20 protein-coding genes are annotated in these 19,000 nt (G+C 58.8%); 12 read left to right on the forward strand and 8 right to left on the reverse strand.

The annotated features are described in order from the left end of the window. Positions 1 to 212 precede the first annotated feature (212 nt). The 5 genes from AF70_RS25630 to AF70_RS25650 all read left to right on the forward strand — a co-directional run bounded on the left by AF70_RS25630 (position 213) and on the right by AF70_RS25650 (position 5,402). On the forward strand, positions 213 to 695 hold the full coding sequence (locus AF70_RS25630) for a hypothetical protein (RefSeq protein WP_028940184.1): 483 nt from the start codon (positions 213 to 215) through the stop codon (positions 693 to 695). Beyond that, positions 692 to 1,543 (forward strand): PoNe immunity protein domain-containing protein, encoded by an 852-nt coding sequence (locus AF70_RS25635; protein WP_028940185.1) that lies wholly within the window; start codon positions 692 to 694, stop codon positions 1,541 to 1,543. Before AF70_RS25630 ends, AF70_RS25635 begins: the two co-directional genes overlap by 4 nt. Positions 1,544 to 1,902: 359 nt before the next feature. Continuing rightward, complete coding sequence (locus AF70_RS25640) at positions 1,903 to 2,898, forward strand: isocyanide synthase family protein (protein WP_019648646.1); 996 nt, start codon at positions 1,903 to 1,905, stop codon at positions 2,896 to 2,898. Continuing rightward, positions 2,898 to 3,614, forward strand: coding sequence for an HAD family hydrolase (locus AF70_RS25645; RefSeq protein ID WP_028940186.1), 717 nt, complete (start codon positions 2,898 to 2,900; stop codon positions 3,612 to 3,614). Before AF70_RS25640 ends, AF70_RS25645 begins: the two co-directional genes overlap by 1 nt. A 27-nt stretch (positions 3,615 to 3,641) precedes the next feature. Then, positions 3,642 to 5,402 carry an L-tyrosine/L-tryptophan isonitrile synthase family protein gene (locus AF70_RS25650; RefSeq protein ID WP_028940187.1) on the forward strand — a complete coding sequence of 587 codons (1,761 nt, stop codon included), beginning with the start codon at positions 3,642 to 3,644 and terminating at the stop codon, positions 5,400 to 5,402. A 72-nt stretch (positions 5,403 to 5,474) separates the two neighbouring features. On the opposite strand, the gene AF70_RS25655 is transcribed toward AF70_RS25650, so the two are convergent. Beyond that, positions 5,475 to 5,768, reverse strand: a complete 294-nt coding sequence (locus AF70_RS25655) for a fructose-bisphosphate aldolase (protein WP_028940188.1) — start codon at positions 5,766 to 5,768, stop codon at positions 5,475 to 5,477. Between the two features lie 506 nt (positions 5,769 to 6,274). Between AF70_RS25655 and AF70_RS25660 the strand changes: the two genes are divergently transcribed. Continuing rightward, entirely contained in the window at positions 6,275 to 6,697 is a 423-nt protein-coding gene (locus AF70_RS25660) for an HD domain-containing protein (protein ID WP_028940189.1), read from the forward strand. Between the two features lie 100 nt (positions 6,698 to 6,797). On the opposite strand, the gene AF70_RS25665 is transcribed toward AF70_RS25660, so the two are convergent. Further along, entirely contained in the window at positions 6,798 to 8,213 is a 1,416-nt protein-coding gene (locus AF70_RS25665; RefSeq protein WP_028940190.1) for a cytosine permease, read from the reverse strand. A 460-nt stretch (positions 8,214 to 8,673) separates the two neighbouring features. On the opposite strand from AF70_RS25665, the gene AF70_RS25670 reads away from it, so the two are divergent. Beyond that, positions 8,674 to 9,585 carry a LysR family transcriptional regulator gene (locus AF70_RS25670; RefSeq protein WP_018930232.1) on the forward strand — a complete coding sequence of 304 codons (912 nt, stop codon included), beginning with the start codon at positions 8,674 to 8,676 and terminating at the stop codon, positions 9,583 to 9,585. A gap of 15 nt (positions 9,586 to 9,600) precedes the next feature. Here the strand turns inward: AF70_RS25670 and argE are convergent, their stop codons facing one another. The 5 genes from argE to AF70_RS25695 all read right to left on the reverse strand — a co-directional run bounded on the left by argE (position 9,601) and on the right by AF70_RS25695 (position 14,653). Next, positions 9,601 to 10,752: an acetylornithine deacetylase gene (gene argE / locus AF70_RS25675; protein WP_019579503.1), complete on the reverse strand. Its 1,152-nt coding sequence runs from the start codon at positions 10,750 to 10,752 to the stop codon at positions 9,601 to 9,603. Beyond that, positions 10,749 to 11,426: a DUF1028 domain-containing protein gene (locus AF70_RS25680; protein WP_019579502.1), complete on the reverse strand. Its 678-nt coding sequence runs from the start codon at positions 11,424 to 11,426 to the stop codon at positions 10,749 to 10,751. The genes argE and AF70_RS25680 overlap by 4 nt, the downstream gene beginning before the upstream one ends. 156 nt (positions 11,427 to 11,582) lie before the next feature. Then, on the reverse strand, positions 11,583 to 11,999 hold the full coding sequence (locus AF70_RS25685; RefSeq protein ID WP_018930235.1) for a RidA family protein: 417 nt from the start codon (positions 11,997 to 11,999) through the stop codon (positions 11,583 to 11,585). Between the two features lie 24 nt (positions 12,000 to 12,023). Continuing rightward, positions 12,024 to 13,334 carry an NAD(P)/FAD-dependent oxidoreductase gene (locus AF70_RS25690; RefSeq protein ID WP_028940191.1) on the reverse strand — a complete coding sequence of 437 codons (1,311 nt, stop codon included), beginning with the start codon at positions 13,332 to 13,334 and terminating at the stop codon, positions 12,024 to 12,026. Positions 13,335 to 13,858: 524 nt separating this feature from the next. Further along, the gene (locus AF70_RS25695; RefSeq protein ID WP_028940192.1) at positions 13,859 to 14,653 is read right to left on the reverse strand and encodes an NAD(P)H-dependent oxidoreductase; all 795 of its coding nucleotides are present in this window, start codon (positions 14,651 to 14,653) and stop codon (positions 13,859 to 13,861) included. Positions 14,654 to 14,738: 85 nt separating this feature from the next. Between AF70_RS25695 and AF70_RS25700 the strand changes: the two genes are divergently transcribed. The 5 genes from AF70_RS25700 to AF70_RS25720 all read left to right on the forward strand — a co-directional run bounded on the left by AF70_RS25700 (position 14,739) and on the right by AF70_RS25720 (position 17,619). After that, complete coding sequence (locus AF70_RS25700) at positions 14,739 to 15,632, forward strand: LysR family transcriptional regulator (protein ID WP_028940193.1); 894 nt, start codon at positions 14,739 to 14,741, stop codon at positions 15,630 to 15,632. A gap of 95 nt (positions 15,633 to 15,727) precedes the next feature. Then, entirely contained in the window at positions 15,728 to 16,516 is a 789-nt protein-coding gene (locus AF70_RS25705) for a DeoR/GlpR family DNA-binding transcription regulator (RefSeq protein WP_018930239.1), read from the forward strand. 61 nt (positions 16,517 to 16,577) lie between these two features. After that, the gene (locus AF70_RS25710; protein ID WP_007942075.1) at positions 16,578 to 16,814 is read left to right on the forward strand and encodes a hypothetical protein; all 237 of its coding nucleotides are present in this window, start codon (positions 16,578 to 16,580) and stop codon (positions 16,812 to 16,814) included. Between the two features lie 123 nt (positions 16,815 to 16,937). Then, positions 16,938 to 17,165: a hypothetical protein gene (locus AF70_RS30130; RefSeq protein WP_007942076.1), complete on the forward strand. Its 228-nt coding sequence runs from the start codon at positions 16,938 to 16,940 to the stop codon at positions 17,163 to 17,165. Positions 17,166 to 17,223: 58 nt separating this feature from the next. Next, a complete protein-coding gene (locus tag AF70_RS25720) occupies positions 17,224 to 17,619 on the forward strand; it encodes a DUF5329 domain-containing protein (protein WP_050438307.1) in 396 nt (131 codons plus the stop codon). Positions 17,620 to 17,635: 16 nt separating this feature from the next. Here AF70_RS25720 and chrA read toward each other — a convergent pair whose 3' ends face one another. After that, entirely contained in the window at positions 17,636 to 18,994 is a 1,359-nt protein-coding gene (gene chrA / locus AF70_RS25725) for a chromate efflux transporter (protein WP_028940196.1), read from the reverse strand. Positions 18,995 to 19,000: the final 6 nt, after the last annotated feature.

Genomic DNA, 19,000 nt, shown 5'->3' on the forward strand with positions numbered 1-19,000 from the left:
TTTTCGCATCTCATTACCCCGCATGCTCAGTACCTATCGCTTGGGGACACAGATGTATCGACTGCTGAAGTCTATCGCGAGCTTTTTAGAAGCGAGTTGGAGATAGGATTGGTTGACCAGATTCGGGCTGCCACCAATGGCAACTATGTACTTGGTGGTTCGCGATTTGCAGCCGAAATTGAAGCTATGATTGGGCGACGAGCTCGGCGGAGATGCCCGGGCAGACCGAAAAAGCACTAGATTTTTTAGATGGAAAACGTGGTCTGTCCCCGTTTATACGGCAAATAGTGCCTGAAGGCGAAAAACTGGCGAGAATGCAGGGGGCGGGCGAGACGGGCATTGACGACTTGTTTCGGGTCAATCGTCCGGATGTAGATTATGTGGTTATCGAATACAAGTTTGTCGGGGACCCCAAAAAAGGTGGCAACACGAGCCTGATAAACACGAACGATGGTAAACAGGGGAGTGAAAGCTGGACGCTGGGGGCCGGGCGGTTGGAAAAGGCAGTGGGAGAGCAACATGCATCTGATGTCATGCGTGCCATTGATGCTGGTCGCACTGAAACATGGGTTGTGCGGACGGGGGGGGATGGGTCCACTGAGATCCAGGTGCTCGATTCTTTAGGTAAGCCAAAGCTCATTGATACGTCCAAAATATTAACCTCAAAAACAAATCTTTCAGGAGCACAGCCATGATCCGGGATTCATTGGGAGGGGAGGAATATTGGGACAAATGGACAAAACACAGTGAAGAAAATATCACTAAGAATCTTGAGCAAATTAAAACCCCACCAGGTAATCCGGTCTATCGGCCTCAGTTTGTTTGGGATACGTCTAGGGATATTTTGCGCCTTATGCTTCGGCGGTATTCCCAAGGCGATCCTGTTCCCGAGATAAAGCAGTTGTTTCCAAAACTGCTTGATACTTGGGAGTTGTCGAACTCTTTAGCGGATGGGATTTGTGCAGAACATAATCTGAAAACCTGTCGCGACTGGGTCTTCGATCTATCCGATCTCAACCACTATATCTGGTGTTTTTGGCTGGTTGGACTGGCTCTCGTATTGCAAATTCCCGACGGTCAGTGGGGCCGACTATTGGCTCTCGTTGGTGAAGAAGGTAAAGACATTTTGCTGGATCGGGTAATCGTTAGTCGCCAGCCTTCACGCGTTGTTGGAGATGTTCTGCTGCATGACAAACCTTATGCCCGGTTGCTCAAGGCCATCGATGCACCCAAGGAGCAACAGGCGATATTGCTGCGAGAGTTTGTCAATGATTGGTATCCAGAACTCAACCGACGCGGCAAGCAGCAGCCGTGGTGGTACCAGTACGGTGATCCTGAAAAGCACCCGCTAGAAAAGGGCAGCTATTTTGGACGTTGGTGCATTGAAGCTGTAGCTGCTGTTGAGGTTTTTGGATTGGATGACAGCCAATGCTTGGGACATCCGCATTATCCAGGCGATTTACTGCGTCCCAACGGCCCGAGCACACATTTGCATTCGCAAGAAACAAAGGCACGGAGTTGGCTTAGATTCTTTGGTATTTAAAAGTAAGCTAGGGGAGATGACTCGAGATAAGGAAAGGACAGATCCCTTCGTCTCAGGAGGAGGGATTTCTAACTCGGGGTGAAAACGGGGACAGACCAGATTTATCGAGGGCTGGATAATGCTCCTTCAATTTAATCGTGTTCTGTCCCCGTTTCCTTCTTGTGTGGCCGCAGTATGGCCTTGCCAGCCTGGACGTTGCATGAGCCTGTGTGAGGGTTTTCGGTGATTTTGGTGCCGTAATATTCCGGATTGCCACGATTGACAGCCCTCACGACTTGTAGGAATTTAGCCGCCCGCAGGTAAGGGATATCTGCTGATGGCCAAAAGATGGCCGTTGTTCACCACACAAGGGATTGTCTATGCAAGGTTCAAACACCGTTGCTCAACAGGTGTGCGGTCAGCTGGTGCACGAGCATCAGAACACCCCACACATGAACATTGCCGAGCAAATCCTCGAATGCCTGTTTCGCCGTCGTAGCCTCGCCCCGGGGCAGGATCACGAACTGTCGTCGCAGGTGCTGGAACCCCATCTGACCAAGGTCATGCAGGCGGTCGAGAGCGGTCGCAAGATTGAAATGGTCTTGCCAGCCTTTCCCGGCAAATCGCCCAGCCGCAAGAAAACCCTGAGTCATCTGCCCGATCTTGCTGAACATCATGCTATCGATGAGTTAAACCGCCTGTGCACAGAGATCCAGGAGATCTACGCACCGGGCGCGCTGATTCATATTTGTTCCGATGGCTATGTGTTCTCTGACTTGGTGCATGTTCCCGATTCCGACGTCAAGGCCTACACCGACGCTATCCAGCACTACGCCGAGCAGCACTATCGCGGTACGTTTGCCCATTTCGATCTCCGGGATGCCTACCCTCAGCTGGATTGTCTGGACGCCATGCGTGAAGAGATGATGATCGAGCACGGTCAGTCATTGATCTTGTTGCAGCAGCGCTTCAAGGATGATCCGCACATGATGTTGATGTACTGCGGCATCCATCGCTTTCTTTCCGAGGATTACTCGGGACTGAAAGTATTCGCTGGCATGAGCCTCAACGCAGTGAAGAAGGTCGCCAAACCGGCCTCGCAGCGGGTGATCCAGCGCAGTGAAGCCTGGGGTGCGCTGTTACAGGCGCGTTACCCGCATTGCCTGCGTCTGTCGATTCACCCGCAATTGGCGGTCTCGACGAAGATCGGTATCCGGTTGGTGCCAACCAGTGACCTGTGGCGTACGCCCTGGCATTCGGTGGCCATCAAGCGACGGGGTGTGGTCACGCTCGAAAAACGCAGCAATGTCGATGAGCGCTATCACCGCCTGGTGTTCCGCAAGGGGCGTCCTTGTCACTACGCCAGTGCTCAATGATGACGTCTCGGTTACGGGTCGAAGCCGTACTCTTCGATTTGGACGGGACTCTGGTCGATACCTTGCCCGATATCACCTGGTGCTTGAACCAAGTGCTGCTCGAACACGGTTGCCCGGCGCTGACCTCGGAAACAGTGCGCGGATACATCGGCGGCGGCACCACGGCGATGAGCGAGCGGGTCGCCGCGCAGTTTGGCATAGTCGATGCGGTCGCCTTGCATCAGCGCTATGTGGCGCTCTATCAGCACAACCTGGTTCAATTTTCCCGTCCATTCAGCGGTGTCTTGGAATTGCTCGAAGGCTGCCGACAGTTACAGCTACCGCTGGCTATCGTGACCAACAAGGCCGAGGAAATGGCGTTGCAGGTTTCCACAACGTTGCTGCCGCAGAATGCTTTCGGGCCAATTCTGGGGCATCGCGCAGGCAGGTCGCTCAAACCGCAACCGGAGGTGGCATGGGAAGCCGCCCGGCGGTTGTCGGTTGATCCGCAACGCTGCTTGTTCGTCGGTGACACGGAGATCGATCTGCAAACGGCCCGTGCTGCAGGCATGTATTCGGCGGCAGTCACTTGGGGCTATGGCCTGACACCAGACTTGCAGGCCCAGGCCCCGGACTTGTGCTGTGAACACCCGGCCGAATTGCTGCGCATTTTGCAGCGAGCCTGCGGGGCTGCGCATGCGTTCACCGAGCATGGCGACACCGTCAAATCCTATTGATACACACACCCTCAAGGAAGTTGTTCTATGGAACATAGAGACGCCTGGATCGCTGCCGTCAGCGATTTGCTGGCCGGTTATCTGCTCAAAGGCACGGATGATTGTTTCGACACACAAGGCCGGGCGCATCTGGCGCTTCGATTGGGGCACTGCTTCGATCAGGGCCTGCCAGTGCGTCTGGTTTTGCCAGGCTTTCCCTGCAAGTCGCCAAACGCCAGCGACCAGACCTTCGGCGTGCTGCCGGACTACGGCGAGGTCATGGCCATCGAGCGCCTCGACCAACTCGGCCAAGCCATCGCCGCGTTGCACGCACCGGGCTGCGTGGTGTCGATCCTCAGCGACGGCACGACCTTCAATGACATCGTCGGCGTGGCCGACGACGTTCGCGCCGCCTACAACCGGGCGTTGCGTGAACTGTGCACCACCCACACGATTGAGTGGGTCAGCATGGAAGACCTGTTTCCCCAGGCCCAAAGTGCCGAGTCGGTTCGCGCCAGCCTGATCAAGCAGGCCCGTCTACCGTGGAAAAACCTTGGCGAACTGATCGAGCAGAGCCGCGACGATGAATCCCTCAGCCGGGCGCATGACGACCTCTGCAGTCACCTCTACAACGACCTGCGTCTGTGCCGCGAAGACGGGCAGAGCGAGGACGAGTACCTGCAACAAATCAACTTCAAAGCCTACCAAATGATGTATCGCGGGCAGGCATTGAACGCGGCAGTGGACCGTTTCTTCGGCGATGACATTCGCTTGTCGGTCCATCAATACAGCAATGCCGGCCCCAAATTCACTTTCGGCCTGGCCGAAGGACTCAAGCGTGTGTACAGCCCCTGGCACGCCGTGCCGGTGTGCAACCTCGACGGCAGCCAAACCCTTCGCACCCGTGCTCAGGTCGACCTGGACCACCATGTGCTGGTCACCTATGAGGGGCGGCCATGGCTCTACCATCAAACAGAAAACCCGCAGGCCCAAGGCTTCGAGTACGAACTGCAAAAACTTCCGCTGTTTGGCCTGGTGGTGCGAGACACGTTGGGGCTGGGTTTCGAACGACTGTCCACCGGCCTGCTGGAAGCTCTGGTGGAAACCTTCGGTTTCGTCTGCCTCAAAGGCTGCCGTTTCGACGACCAGGATAGCTTTGCTCGCAGCTGCGAACGCTTCGGCACGCTCTACGAATGGGCCTTCGGTGCCGTCCACGTGGTCAAGCCTGCGGATAAACCCCAAGGTGTGGTGCACTCGCTGGAGAAAACACCGTTGCACTGGGACCTGAACATGCTGCCCGACAGCGACGCACAAGTTCAACGCAACCCGAAATTCTGCGCCAGCAAATTCATGCTGTACTGCAAGACCGCGCCGCAGCCGGGCGAGGGTCAGACCACCATCGTCGACAGCCGTAACGTACTGCGCAAAGTCGGGCAGCAAGTCGCCCGACAATGGCAGGGCGTGAACATCACCTACTACACCAAAATGACCTACTTCGGCGGCTCGCCGCGCATGTACAGCCTGGTGGACCACCACCCCCGCAGCGGCGAGCTCATCCTGCGCTACCAAGAGGGCACCGACTCGACATTGCAGACCTTGAGCCAGTCGGTGCAGGACCATGACGAGCAGGCTCAGCAGGCGTTGCTGGAACAGGTCAATGCGCTGGTTTATGACCCGGAGTGTCTGATTGCTCATCAATGGAGTGAGGGTGATCTGGTGCTGATCGACAACTATCGGACGTTGCATGGGCGACTGCCGATGTCGGCGGGTTCTTCGTCGCGGGAGTTGTGGCGGGTGCAGGTTTACTGATTGTTGTTGTCAGAGTCGTTGCAGGAAGCAGAAAAACCGCAGTAATGCGGTTTTTCTACGACTGAAATTTAATCACTGCCCCTTGGGCGTATCGAACCCACGCTGCTCAATCACCCGAAACACATCACTCACATCCTGAACCATGATCCGGGCGATGTTGGTGACGGTGTTGATGTCGTGTTCGGCGTAGTCGGGGAGGCTGGTGCAGGCCATGAGGTTGAGGTATTTGAGGACGGCGTTTAGGCGTTCGCTGAGGCAACTGTGGAGTTCGCGTATCGGGGCGTCGGCGTCGATGAGGAGGACGGGGTGGTCGGTGGCGAAGTGGGACATTGGGGTGTAGTAGCGGAGCGGGTTTTGCGTCGTCATGGTGTTAATCCTAATAAAAGTAGAATTGCCACCGTTCTGCTGCGAAACAAAATGGGTGGCAGCTATGCGCGGGTTCGCAGACCGGAGGATTAACACCAGGACCCGGCAGACCCGAAGGTCTCCCACGCACAACCGCCATAAAACGATACGCAGCCGGGAGTCGGCCGTGCCTGACGGAACAAGGTGTCAATCTTAAGGGCTGCGAAACCCTATCGCCAACTGATGTCAGCGACAGACCCACTCTAGGCAGCGATTTTCATAGCCGCAACCGGGCTGTAGGACGCCCGGATGGTCATTTTGGCGAGGTGGTCTTCCCTGTTCTGTGGCACAAACGCAGTAAAACCGGGCGTCGCGGTGTGTCTGAGGAAACGGACTAGCAGGGTTTGGGGCCGCTTCGCAGCCCAGCGGGAGCAAGCTCCCTCGCCACAAAGGGCAAATTCCTACATATTTTACAGACTTCAAAATCCTGACCGCGACGTCACGGCATTTAACCCAAGGAGAACCCCATGAGTCAGTCACTGGAACGCGCCATTGCCATCGCCGCTACGGCGCATGAAGGGCAGGTGGACAAGGGCGGGGCGCCTTACATCCTGCATCCGCTGAAAGTGATGCTGCGGGTGAACACGCTGGAAGAGCGCATCGTCGCGGTACTGCATGACGTGGTCGAGGACTGCGGCGTCAGCCTCGACGATCTGCGCAAGGAAGGCTTCAGCGAAACGGTGCTGACGGCAATTGCGTCGGTAACCAAGGTGCCGGGTGAGTCCTACGAGGCGTTCGTCGAGCGCGCGGCACAGAACCCGATCGGGCGGGTGGTGAAGCTGGCGGATCTGGAAGAGAACAGCGACTTGTCGCGGATTGCGCAGCCGTCCTGGGAGGATCTGGAGCGCGTTGAGAAGTATCGGCGGGCGATGGGGGTGTTGCGTTCGTAGCGGGTGTTGGCAACGCGTTGCGGATGTTCCACAGCAAGAACGGCTTGCCGGCGATGGTGCTTTTGAAGGCCTCATCGCGGGCAAACCTCATCCCACAGGGTTACAGACTGCTGGCCAGTTTTCCGGTAGACAGCCGACGTCTGTAAGCCGTGTCACGATTCGCCAGCCAGTAATACAGCGGAGAGGTAATCAGCAACCCCACCACCCACGACAAATCCGCCCCATTGATGTGCGCCGAGATCGGCCCGACGTACAGCGGCGTGTTCATGAACGGAATCTGCACCGCAATCCCGATCGCATACGCCAACAACGCCTGCGGGTTGTATCGGCCATAGATCCCGCCATCGACCTGGAAGATCGAATCAATGTCGTACTGACCTTTATGAATGGCATAGAAGTCGATCAGATTGATCGCGGTCCACGGCACCAGCACCACGAGTAACACCAGCACCATGTCGACGAAGTGGCCGATGAAGTCGGCCGAGGCGCCGACGGCGGCGAAGCAGCAGGCGGCGAGGACGATGACCGAGAGGACGGCGCGGCTCTTGGCGGTGGGGATCCAGCGGTAGGCGAAGGTTTGTACCAGGGTGATCAGTGACAGCACGGCGCCGTAGAGGTTGAGGGCGTTGTGGCTGATGACGCTGAGCAGGAACAGCACGAGCATCAATGGGCCGATGGAGCCGGTGGCGAGTTTGACCGCGTCCATGGTGTCCATGCCGACGGGCGTGGCGAGGACTGCGACGGCGCCGAAGATGAACGACAGGCTGGAGCCGAGTGCCGAGCCCAGGTAAGTGGTCCAGAACGTGGCGGCGACGGGCACGTCTTCTGGCAGGTAGCGTGAGTAATCGGACACGTAGGGGGCGAAGGCGATTTGCCAGAGCGCGGCCAACGATACGGTGGCCAGCCAACCGGAGATGTTGAAGCTGCCGCGGGTGAGGAAGTCGGCGGTCTGTACGTGGGTGAGGATGTAGCCGAAGCCCAGCACGATGCCGATGCCCAGCACCCAGGTGCCGATGCGGTTGAGCACGTGGATGAAGCGGTAGCCGATGATGCCGATGATGCCCGACCCGAGCGCGCCGATGACGATGCCCACTGGCACCGGCACGCTGTCGACCACGCCGTGCAGGGACTTGCCGGCGAGGACGATATTGGAGGCGAAGAAGCCGATGTACATGATGCCGGCGATCAGCACCACCAGCAGGGCGCCGAGGGAGCCGAACTGGGCGCGGCTCTGGATCATTTGTGGAATGCCCATTTGCGGGCCTTGCGCCGAGTGCAGGGCCATCAGCACGCCGCCGACCAGGTGGCCGACCAGAATGGCGACGATGCCCCACACCAGGTTCAGCTGGAACAATTGCACGCCGAGGGCGCCGGTGACGATGGGCAGCGGCGCGATGTTGCCGCCGAACCAGAGGGTGAACAGGTCTCTTACCTTTCCGTGGCGATCTTCCGGGGGGACGTATCCAATCGTGTGTTTTTCGATGAGCGGAGCGGAGGGTGTTGCTGCGGTGGACATGGTGAACTCCAAGGCAAGGATGAGTACGTGGTCGTACTTCGGTGAGCGCCGCGCGAGCGACGCTTTTCTTGTTGGAGCGATGATGTGCAATGCGTCGGGATAGATAAATTAGTAAGTTTGTTGCTTCAAACCTTAAAAAATATATGCCCGGGGTTTTGGTGTGTCGGGTATGTTCAGCCTTGATCCTGAGCGTCCTTGGATACTCCGTAATGCCTGGTTTTGTTACCTGTGGCGAGGGGGCTTGCCCCCGCTCGGCTGCGAAGCAGTCGTAAAACCGCTGCATGCGGTGTACCTGATACACCATGGTTGCAGGTTTTGGGGCCGCTTCGCGACCCAACGGGGGCAAGCCCCCTCGCCACAGAGTTGTGCGTCGACTGATCCCGCAGGCTTCGCCAGCTCTTACAGTGATTGTGTTCCGCGGAAGTTTTTTGATTTTGATGTGTTGTGTCTGGAGGTCCCCATGGCCGCTTACAACCTGCGACAGCTTCGATATTTCGTCACCACCGCCGATTGCGGCAGCGTGGCGGAGGCTTCGCGCAAGCTTTATATCGCGCAGCCGTCGGTGTCGACGGCGATCAAGCACCTTGAAGAAAGTTTTGGCGTGCAGCTGTTTATCCGGCATCACGCCCAGGGTGTGTCGCTGACGCCGAGCGGGTCGCGGTTTTATCGCAAGGCGCTGGAGCTGCTGCGGGTCGCGCATGAGTTTGAGCAGAACGCGCTGGCGGACAACGACGTGGTCGCGGGGCAGATCGATATTGGCTGTTTTGAAACGGTGGCGCCGCTGTACCTGCCGCGTTTGATCGCCGGTTTCAAAGAGCGCTGGCCGGGTGTGGAGATCCGTATTCGCGATGGCGAGCAGCAGGAATTGGTGCAGGCGCTGACCGCCGGCAGCATCGACCTGGCGATGCTGTTCGAACACGATCTGGACAGCACCATTGAGACAGTGCCGCTGATGCCGCCGCAACAGCCCTACGCCTTGTTGCCGGCGGATCACCGCTTCGCGCAACAGGCGAAAGTGTCGCTGAATGACCTGGTGCTGGAGCCGATGATATTGCTGGACGTGGTGCCGAGCCGGACCTACTTCGTGAGCATCTTTGAAGAGCGCGGACTGACGCCACACATCGTGTTCAGCTCACCTTCGATCGAGATGGTGCGAGGGATGGTCGGGCGCGGTTTTGGCTTTTCGATTCTGGTCACCAAACCGTTTTCCGAATACACCTATGACGGGCAGAAAGTCGTGTGCATACCGCTGGCCGAAACCGTGACCGGTTCGGGTCTGTCGGCGGCATGGTTGAGAAGGTCGCAGCTGACCAAACCGGTGCAGCTGTTCGTGGATTACTGCCAGGAAGAACTGGCCCGACTGTATACCTGAGCGTCGGGCCAATCATCAGCGGCTGATTGATAACAGCATTCGTTGCAGCATTTCATCGCAGCCGTTCAATTGTTCGAGGCTGACAAATTCGTCCGGCTTATGACCCTGATCCATGCTGCCCGGACCGCACACCACTGTCGCAATTCCCGCAGCGTCAAACAGACCGCCCTCGGTGCCAAATGCCACCGTACCGAACTCCCCAGAACCGGAAAATGCCGCGATCAGCTCAGCGGCTTCGCTGTGCGCATCGGTCGCCAAACCGGGGTAGGCCGACAATTCACTGAAGCGGATTTCACTCTGATCACTCACGGCGCGCATGCGCGGCAATACTTGCTGCTCGGCGTAGGTCTGCAATTCCTGCGCAACGAGGCCAGGGTCTTGTGAGGGCAGGGCGCGGATTTCAAAGTCGAAGCGGCAATCGGCGGGGACGATGTTCAAGGCCTTGCCGCCGGAGATGACGCCGGTTTGCACGGTGCTGAACGGCGGATCGAAACGGGTGTCGTGATGCTCCGGTGCCTTGAGCCTGTGGCCAATCCGCCCCAGTTCGCCGATCAGTTCGGCAGCGTATTCAATCGCATTGACCCCGAGTGGCGCGTACGCTGAATGGCAGGCTTCGCCATGAATGTCGCAGCGCATCGCCAGCTTGCCCTTGTGGCCGAGCACCGGTTTGAGTTCGGTGGGTTCGCCAATGATGCAGAGCATCGGTTTGACCGGGCGCTGTTCGAGGGCTTTCAAAAGCGAACGAACGCCGAGACAGCCGACTTCCTCATCGTAGGACAGCGCGATGTGCACCGGCAGTCGCAGCGAGGCCTTCACCAGTGACGGCACCAGGGCGAGTACGCAGGCAATGTAGCCTTTCATGTCCGCGCTGCCGCGACCGTACAGTTTGCCGTCACGCTCGGTGAGCTTGAAGGGCGCAACCGTCCATGGCTGGCCGTCGACGGGCACCACATCGGTGTGGCCTGACAACACGATGCCCGGCTGATCCGCCGGGCCAATGGTGGCGAACAGATTAGCCTTGCTGCGCTCGTCGTTGTAGATCAGTTCGCAAGGCACCTCGAATCGGGCGAGGTAGTCGCGGACGAACTCGATCAGCTGCAGATTTGATTCGCGGCTGGTGGTGTCGAACGCCACCAAGGCTTCAAGCAAATCGCGGCTGCTACTCATCGGTCGTCTCCGGCGACACCGTAGCCAGGGGATTTGTCGGGGGCGAGGGCGCGGTCGATGTAGTCCTTGACCTGTGGGCGATAGGCGTCCCACAACTGCTGCAATTTGCCTATCGGATCTTCATCAGCCCAATCGACCCGCAGGTTGATGATCGGCCAGGTCAGTTCGCCAACCACTACAACGGCAGCCGAATGCACCGGCCCGGCTTCACCGCCTGCGACCACCGCCGCTTTCATCGCGGTGAGCAAGCGATCGGTCAGTTGGCCCTCGCCATGTTCGTACGCCTCGACCATGGCCTCGATCACGGCTCGGTCCGCGAGCATGTTGCCGGCGGCCACGCATTGCTCGCCCGACACGGCGTTGTGGTTGCCCAGGGTTTCTGAGCCGCTGAAATGCGCGGTGCGGCCGAGGTGGTCAATCGCTGTGATTTGTCGGTATTGGCTGTAGCCGTTGCGGGTCAATGCCTTGTCCAGCGCCTCGGCAGGTGCGAGCCCTTGTTCCATGAGGGCGAGGGTTTCCGGGCCGAGGGATGGCAGGGTGATATTTTGTGTGGAGACCGCGCCGACACCGGGCAATAGCCAGGGACAGCGGGCGCCGACGGCGATGCTTGAGGAACTGATTGCAATGCCGAACTGACCGGTTTCGGGGCAACGGGCGGCGATGGAGAAGGTCATGGTTTTGCTCCTTGGTTGGCCTTGGCGAAGTTGTTGTCTGTGCGGGCGTCTTCGCGAGCAAGCTTCGCTCCTACAGATGATCAGGGTCGTTCATGAAACAGCGATCTACTGTAGGAGCGAAGCTTGCTCGCGAAAGCCGCGACTCGGTCTACCTGCTTACTCAGGAATCACCGCAATCACATCAATCTCCATCAGCCACTGCGGCTGCCCCAGTGCCGACACCACCAATCCGGTGGAAATCGGAAACACCCCTTTGAGCCACTTGCCCACTTCCCGATAAACCGGCTCGCGGTAACGCGGGTCGATCAGGTAAGTGGTGGTTTTGACGATGTGGCTGAGGTCGCTGCCAGCTTCTTCCAGCAACTGTTTGACGTTGCGCATGGCTTGCTCGGTTTGCGCACGCGGGTCGCCGAGGCCCACCAGGTTGCCTTCGAAATCGGTGCCGACCTGGCCGCGAACATAAACGGTGTTGCCGGCCCGCACGGCCTGGCACAGGTCATTGTCCAGGCTCTGGTTCGGGTAGGTTTCCTTGGTGTTGAACATGCGAATACGGGTATGGGTTGGCGTGGACATCTGAGGCTCCTGAAGAACTATTCGTTAAGCGCTGACGGTGGTTTTATGCGCGACGGGGGCGGTTTCAGCTTCGCGTTGCAGGGCATCGCGGTAGTCGTGGTATGAGCGCTGAATGGCGATCTGATCAGCCACGTACTTGGCGTCGTGCCAAACACCCCAAATGAACGAAGAGCCGCGACGGGACTGCCACGGCAGGCCGAGGAAATACACCCCAGGCTCGCTCGACACTCCGCGCTGATGCTGCGGCTTGCCGTTGTCGTCGAACGCGTTGACCTTCAGCCAGCTGTAATCCGTGGCAAACCCGGTGGCCCAGATGATCGACGTCACGCCAGCCTTGGCCAGGTCGAGTTCAAGAATCGGGTTGGTGACGCAATCCGGATCCGGGAAGGTATGCCGCGCCTCAGGTTCTTCCGGCAGCTCCAGGCCATTGCGCTCGACGTAGGCGTCGGCGGCATTGAGCAGCGCCAGATAGTTCTCATCGCCGCGTGCCAGGTTGTCGGCAAGGTTGGGCTGGAACGTCGCCACGCTGCCATTGAACGATTGGGTCAGACCCACCAGCGTCATTCCGCGATGGGCTAGCCCACGGAAGTCCACCGTACGGCCACCATGCGCGCCGCTCACCGCGATGGTCACGTGTTCCCGGCCGGGTTTCATGGCGGCCTGATCCCACTCGCCGAGCACGCCCAGCCACCAGCAGAAATCACGGTTGCGATAGGCGCGAGGAGGGCGATCGTGCGCACCCACCGAGAGGTAAACCTGCTTGCCGGCACTCTGTAATTCATCGGCGATCTGCACCCCGGACGAGCCGGCGCCCACCACCAGCACGGCGCCCTCTGGCAGTTGCTGCGGGTTGCGGTATTCGGCGGAGTGGATCTGGGTGAATGGCTGATCTTTCGGTGCGATCGGCGGAATAACCGGACGCTGGAAAGGTCCGGTGGCGGCCACTACGCGGTTGGCCTCGATCACGCCTTCGGAGGTTTCAATGGTGAAGCCTGGACGGCCGACATTGCGCTCGACTTTCTTCACCTCCACGCCGGTGCGGATGGGGGCGTTGAACTTCTTCGCGTAGGCTTCGAAATAATCCGCCACCCGTTCTTTCGGGGCAAAGCCGTCGGGGCTGAGATCGTCGAACTCAAGGCCCGGAAACCGATCGTGCCAGGCCGGGCCGTTGGCCACCAGCGAATCCCAACGACCGCTGCGCCAGCGTTCGGCGATGCGGCTCCGTTCCAGTACGAGGTGAGGCACGCCGAGTTTGCTCAGGTGTTCACTCATGGCCACGCCAGCCTGACCGGCGCCCACAATCAGCGTATCTATTTTTGTTTTTTCAGTGGTCATCTCTATACCCATCGAAGTTGGAATCAGGTCGGTTGTGGCCTGCCATTTCTTGGGTCAAGACTAGGGATCACCCCTGGAACGGTAAAATATTATAAAACTGGCATTTGAATACAAATTACCGATGTAGCGCCTGCAAAGATCGCGGGCGTGTTGGAGGTAGCACGGAAGCCCGTCTCGCGGCGTTAGTATTTTTCCATTTACCCATCATTCCCCTTGAAAATAATCAGTCTAAAAACCCCGACCCAGGCTTCGCATGGTTTGCTATTCTGAGGTTGTAGGTGAAGACGCAGACTGATGCGCAAAGGGATAGCGAGGAGGCGTGGGGCGCGCTCCCAAGGGTACACGGTTAGAAAGATCTCCGCGCTGAGATCCAGCCCTTATGCCGTGTGAGGCAGAACAGCCCAAAGCTAAAAATCCTGTTCTGTGAGAGGCCCGATAAATCTCGTAAGCCAGAGACCAGCACTGGCCACCTACATCGAATTCCAAAGCCCGCGTTGTGCGGGCTTTTTCGTGTTCGCGATCTGCTACAACGAATGTGCAGCCTGACTGACGTGAGCCGCAAAGCCCATCTGACCCGCAGCAATCTCATCACGCAACGTGAGTTGCGGAATGTCATACGCCCCTGAATTTTGCGCCCGGAAAGCAATCGGCGCGGTTTCCCAGAGGTCATCCAGCCGTTGGCCGAGCGCCTCACAAGTTGCTGAAAATCTCGCCTCATCCATTCGGCTGGTCCGATAGATCACGAACGGTGGCAGCACGTCGAAGCCGGGGTAGAACAGTACGCCGTGCTGGATCGGGAATAACACATCGTCGATCGGCCCGTTGATGCCCCGTGGGCTGTAATGAGATTCCCAGCCACCGGTGGTGACGATCAACATCGCCCGTTTGCCCGCCAGCGTGCCTTCCCCGTAACGGTCGCCCCAGCGCGCGTCGGAATGCTCCCCTACGCCATAGGCAAAACCATAGGCATAGACGCGTTCCACCCAGCCTTTGAGGATCGCCGGCATCGAGAACCACCACAGCGGAAACTGCAGAATGACGGTATCGGCCCAGAGCAGTTTTTCCTGTTCGAGGACGATGTCCTGCCGTTGCCGGCCTTCTTTGAAGGCACGCTTGGAGTCTTGCGACGGATCGAACCGTGCGTCGGCAGGCCGGCCGAAACTGTCATCGGCGTCCAGCGAGGCTTTCCAGTCCATCGCGTATAAATCCGAGACCTGCACCTGGTGGCCGGCAGCTTCCAGGCGTTTGACGGTAAAGTCCTTGAGCGAACCGTTTAATGATTTGGGTTCGGGGTGGGCGTAAACGAGCAGAACATTCATGGCTGAGTCTCCGTTGTCAGAAGCCAGCAGAATCAGGTCTTACCCGGTATATTGGAAATGAATAACCAATATGCCAGGTATTGTCATGAATAATCTGCGACGTCTGGACATCAACCTGCTGCTGACGCTTGATGTCCTGCTCTCGGAACACAACGTGACCCGTGCGGCGCAACGTCTGAATTTATCTCAACCTTCGGTGAGTGTTCATCTCGCCAAATTGAGGGACATATTCAGCGATCCGTTGTTACTGCCAGGGCCTCGGGGCATGCGGCCCACGGCCCGGGCCGATGAGTTGCGCGAGCCGTTGCGCCAGGCACTGGAAGCCCTGGAGCGCGCGGTGTCGCCCGCCAGTCCTTTCAACCCGGCCGAGGCACGGCAGACGTGGAATGTCATGGCGTCGGACTACGGCGAGTCGACCATCGTCCTGCCGGCGTTGGCCGGGCTGCGTTCGGCCGCACCCGGTACGCGTCTGGCGGTGTTTGACCTGATGCCGTCACAACTGGCCAGGCAAGCGGAGCAGGGGGCAATCGACTTGGCGTTTCATACCACCGAGGATGCTCCCCCAGGCTTGCGACGTCGTGCATTGTTCACCGAACGCTATGTGTTGGTGGGGCGTACTGGCCATCCGCTGTTGAGAAAGCGACCGACACTCGCGCAGTTCTGTGAACTCGACCACGTCATCGTATCCCGGGATGGCGGGGGCTTTCAGGGTGTCACCGACCAGGCGCTTTCCCTGCTGGGCATGGCGCGCCGGGTGGTGCTTTCGCTCCCCCATTTTCTGTTTGTCCCGTCGGTGGTGGAGAGCACCGATATGGTGGCAATGTTGCCAGCGCGCCTGGTTCGCGATACGCATGCCTTGGCGATGATCGAGCCTCCCCTTGAAGTTCCGGGATACGAGATGTCGATGCTCTGGCCCGAGCGCTGTCACCGCGACCCTGGGCATCAATGGTTGCGTGAGTTCATCGTGAGTGCCTTGTGATGGGTATCAATCAAACACAATCCCTTGTGGGAGCGCCTTGTGTTCATTGAGGTGTTTGGCTAATCTCGCACAAACACGCAAAAACAGGCATAACCATGCACGCTGAGCATTCCTCCGCCGAACTCCCCCAACTGCGCCGCCAAAAAATCCTGCTGATCCTCGAACGTGACGGCAAGGTCATGGCTTCCGAGCTGAGTCAGCATTTCGCCGTGTCCGAGGACACCATTCGCCGGGACCTGTCGGAGCTGGCCAGTGCCGGGCTGGTGCAGCGGGTGCACGGCGGGGCGTTGCCGCGTCCCAAGGACACGGGCAAGGATTACTTCACTCGGGTCAGCGAAACCGACGAGGTGAAAACCCGGTTGGCGCAGCTCGCCGCGCGCCGGGTCAAGGACGGCCAGATCGTGATGTTCGATTCCGGGAGCACCACGCTGCAGATCGCACGCTCGCTGCCCACTGACATTGTCATCACGGCCGTCACCGCGTCGCCGATGATTGCGATCACCTTGGCCGAATACAAAGGCATCACGGTGATCGTCGCCGGTGGTCAGCTCAATCCCGCGACTATGTCCTCCAGCGGCCATGAAACCTTGCGGCTGATCGAGGGCATCAAGGCCGATCTGGTGTTCACCGGGGTCTGTGCCATTCATCCGGAAGTCGGCCTCAGCTCGCTGCATTTCGACGAGGTGCCAGTGAAACAGGCGATGCTCGCCAGCGCCTCCCACGTGATTGCCGTAACCACCGCGGACAAACTGGGGGCGGTTGAGCCCTTTGTGGTTGCGCCTTGTGCCCGTGTGCATACGCTGATTACCGAGCGTCACGTGGCCTCGGGCAATCTTGAGGATTATCAAAAACTGGGGATCGAGGTGGTGCAGGTAAGCGTCTGAGCGTCATCGCGCTCGGCGCCGCATGGGTTACGCTGATAGCAACGACGGGAGGAATGCAGTCATGACTGAGCGTCATATAACCCACTCGGAAACGCTGTCGAACGGATGCACGATTGAGGTCAAAGCCGAGATACTGAGAGACGGTTCGCTGAAGATGTTCATGGGGGTCTATTGGCCGGACGGCTCGGCCATTGTCGAGGACAAGCATCCCTCGCCGCATCTGCTGGACATGGAAGCGGCGATGGAGTGGGCCATCGAAAAAGCCAAAACCATCGGTAACAGCCAGAGAACGCTTTAAGGCCCGGCGATAACGGAATCATTGATCGGCTTGAGGGTCGTAATTATGGGTTTGAACGCACTGCGATCGATTCGCCGCTAGCGTCACCTCATCCCCGTAGTTCTGACCTTTTAGGACGTTAAAATGAAGCGCACCGCGATAATGACCCTGGCCATTGCAAGTACTCTCCTGCTGGGAGGTTGCTTTCCTTACTGGGAAGAGGGAGACAGGTACGATCGGGATCACCGTGAATACCGTCGCGACCATGACCGTGGCTATTATTACCGTGATGATCGTGGGTATGACCGGGATTACGATCGTCGTGATGATCGCCGTCGGCACCGCGATCATGACGACCGAGACGACGATTGACCTGTCTGCGCCCAGCTCCAGAGCGGCCATCACCGCTCTGATCTCCTGAGGAGTAACCATGCGAATGACTGGGCATATTGTTGCACCCCTCACTCAATGGCTGATGGCGGCCGGTATCGGCCTGACCGTCGTGGTGTTCAATGCACAGGCACAAATCCCACCTCAAGCCACTCAGGAAATAAACAGCTTGCTGGACTTTGTCGAGCACAGTGAATGCCGGTTTGTGCGCAACGGCAGCGAATACGGCGGCCCTCAAGCCCGGGCGCATCTGGAGAAGAAGCTGGAGTACCTTGAAGAACAGGACAGGGTGAACAGCGCCGAAGACTTCATTGAGCTGGCGGCCACCCAAAGCAGCATGAGTGGCCGCGCCTATGAAGTGCGCTGTCCGGCAGGCATACAACCGGCCAACCTCTGGTTGAAGACCGAGCTACAGCGGCAACGGAAACTTCATTGATGGTCTTGTCGGCGCGTTAGCGCAGCAGATGCACCGCCAACCCGATCAACCCGCAGCCCATCAGTACCTCGATCACCCCCCGCTTGAAGCGGAACAAGGCGATGGCCGCTGCAATGGCGATCAGCGCCGAAGGCCAGTCGAGTTGGCCACTGAAGCCCTTGGGCCAGAGCACGTGATAGCCGAAGAAGCATGCCAGGTTGAGGATCACGCCAACCACCGCCGCGGTGATCGCGGTCAGGGGGGCGGTAAGCCTGAGTTCGTTGTGCGTCGACTCCACCAACGGGCCGCCGGCGAGGATGAACAGGAACGACGGCAAGAAGGTGAACCAGGTGACCAATGTGGCGGCGAGGGCGCCGGCCAGGAACAGTTGATCCGGGCCGAACACCTGATGAACATAGGCGCCGACAAAACCGACGAAGGCCACCACCATGATCAGCGGCCCGGGGGTGGTTTCGCCGAGCGCCAGGCCATCGATCATTTGCGTGGGTGTCAGCCAGCCATAGTGGCCGACAGCGCCCTGATACACATATGGCAGCACGGCATACGCGCCACCGAATGTCAGCAACGCCGCTTTGGTAAAGAACCAGCCCATCTGGGTCAGGGTGCCGTCCCAGCCGAACAGGGCGGTGAGACCCCCCATCGGCAGCCCCCACAAGACCGCACCCACCAACGACAGGCGCAGCAATTTGAAACTGCTGAAACGCGCGTGTTCGGGCGTCGGGGTGTCGTCATCGATCAACGCCGGGCCGAAGGACTTTTTCGCTGCGCTGTGACCTCCGGTCCTGAATCGTTCAGGTGCCAGGCGGCCGCCGAAGTAACCGATGATCGCGGCGCCCAGCACAATCAACGGGAACGGTACATTGAACACGAAGATGGCGGTGAACGACGCCGCGGCGATGCCCCACAGCCAGTTGTTCTTCAATGCCCGTGAGCCGATCCGGTGGGCCGCCTGCACCACAATCGCGGTCACGGCCGGCTTGATCCCATAAAAAAGTCCGGCCACCGCCGGCACTTCGCCAAAGGCGATGTACACCCACGACAGCCCGATCAGGATGAACAGCGACGGCAACACAAAGAGCCCGCCGGCAATCAGGCCGCCCCACGTGCGGTGCATCAGCCAACCGATGTAGGTCGCCAGTTGCTGAGCCTCCGGCCCGGGCAGCAACATGCAGTAATTGAGGGCGTGCAGAAAGCGCCGTTCCGAGATCCAGCGTCGGCGCTCCACCAACTCCTGATGCATGATCGAGATCTGTCCGGCCGGCCCGCCGAAGCTGATGAAGCCGAGCTTCAGCCAGAACAGAAACGCTTCCCGCAGGCTGATCGCCTCAGGCTTCGACAGCGCCTGCCCGACGGTCGAAGAGGGGGCCTTATTCAAATGACG

The sequence above is a fragment of the Pseudomonas sp. KD5 genome (genome assembly GCF_012932895.1).
Classification (GTDB): domain Bacteria; phylum Pseudomonadota; class Gammaproteobacteria; order Pseudomonadales; family Pseudomonadaceae; genus Aquipseudomonas.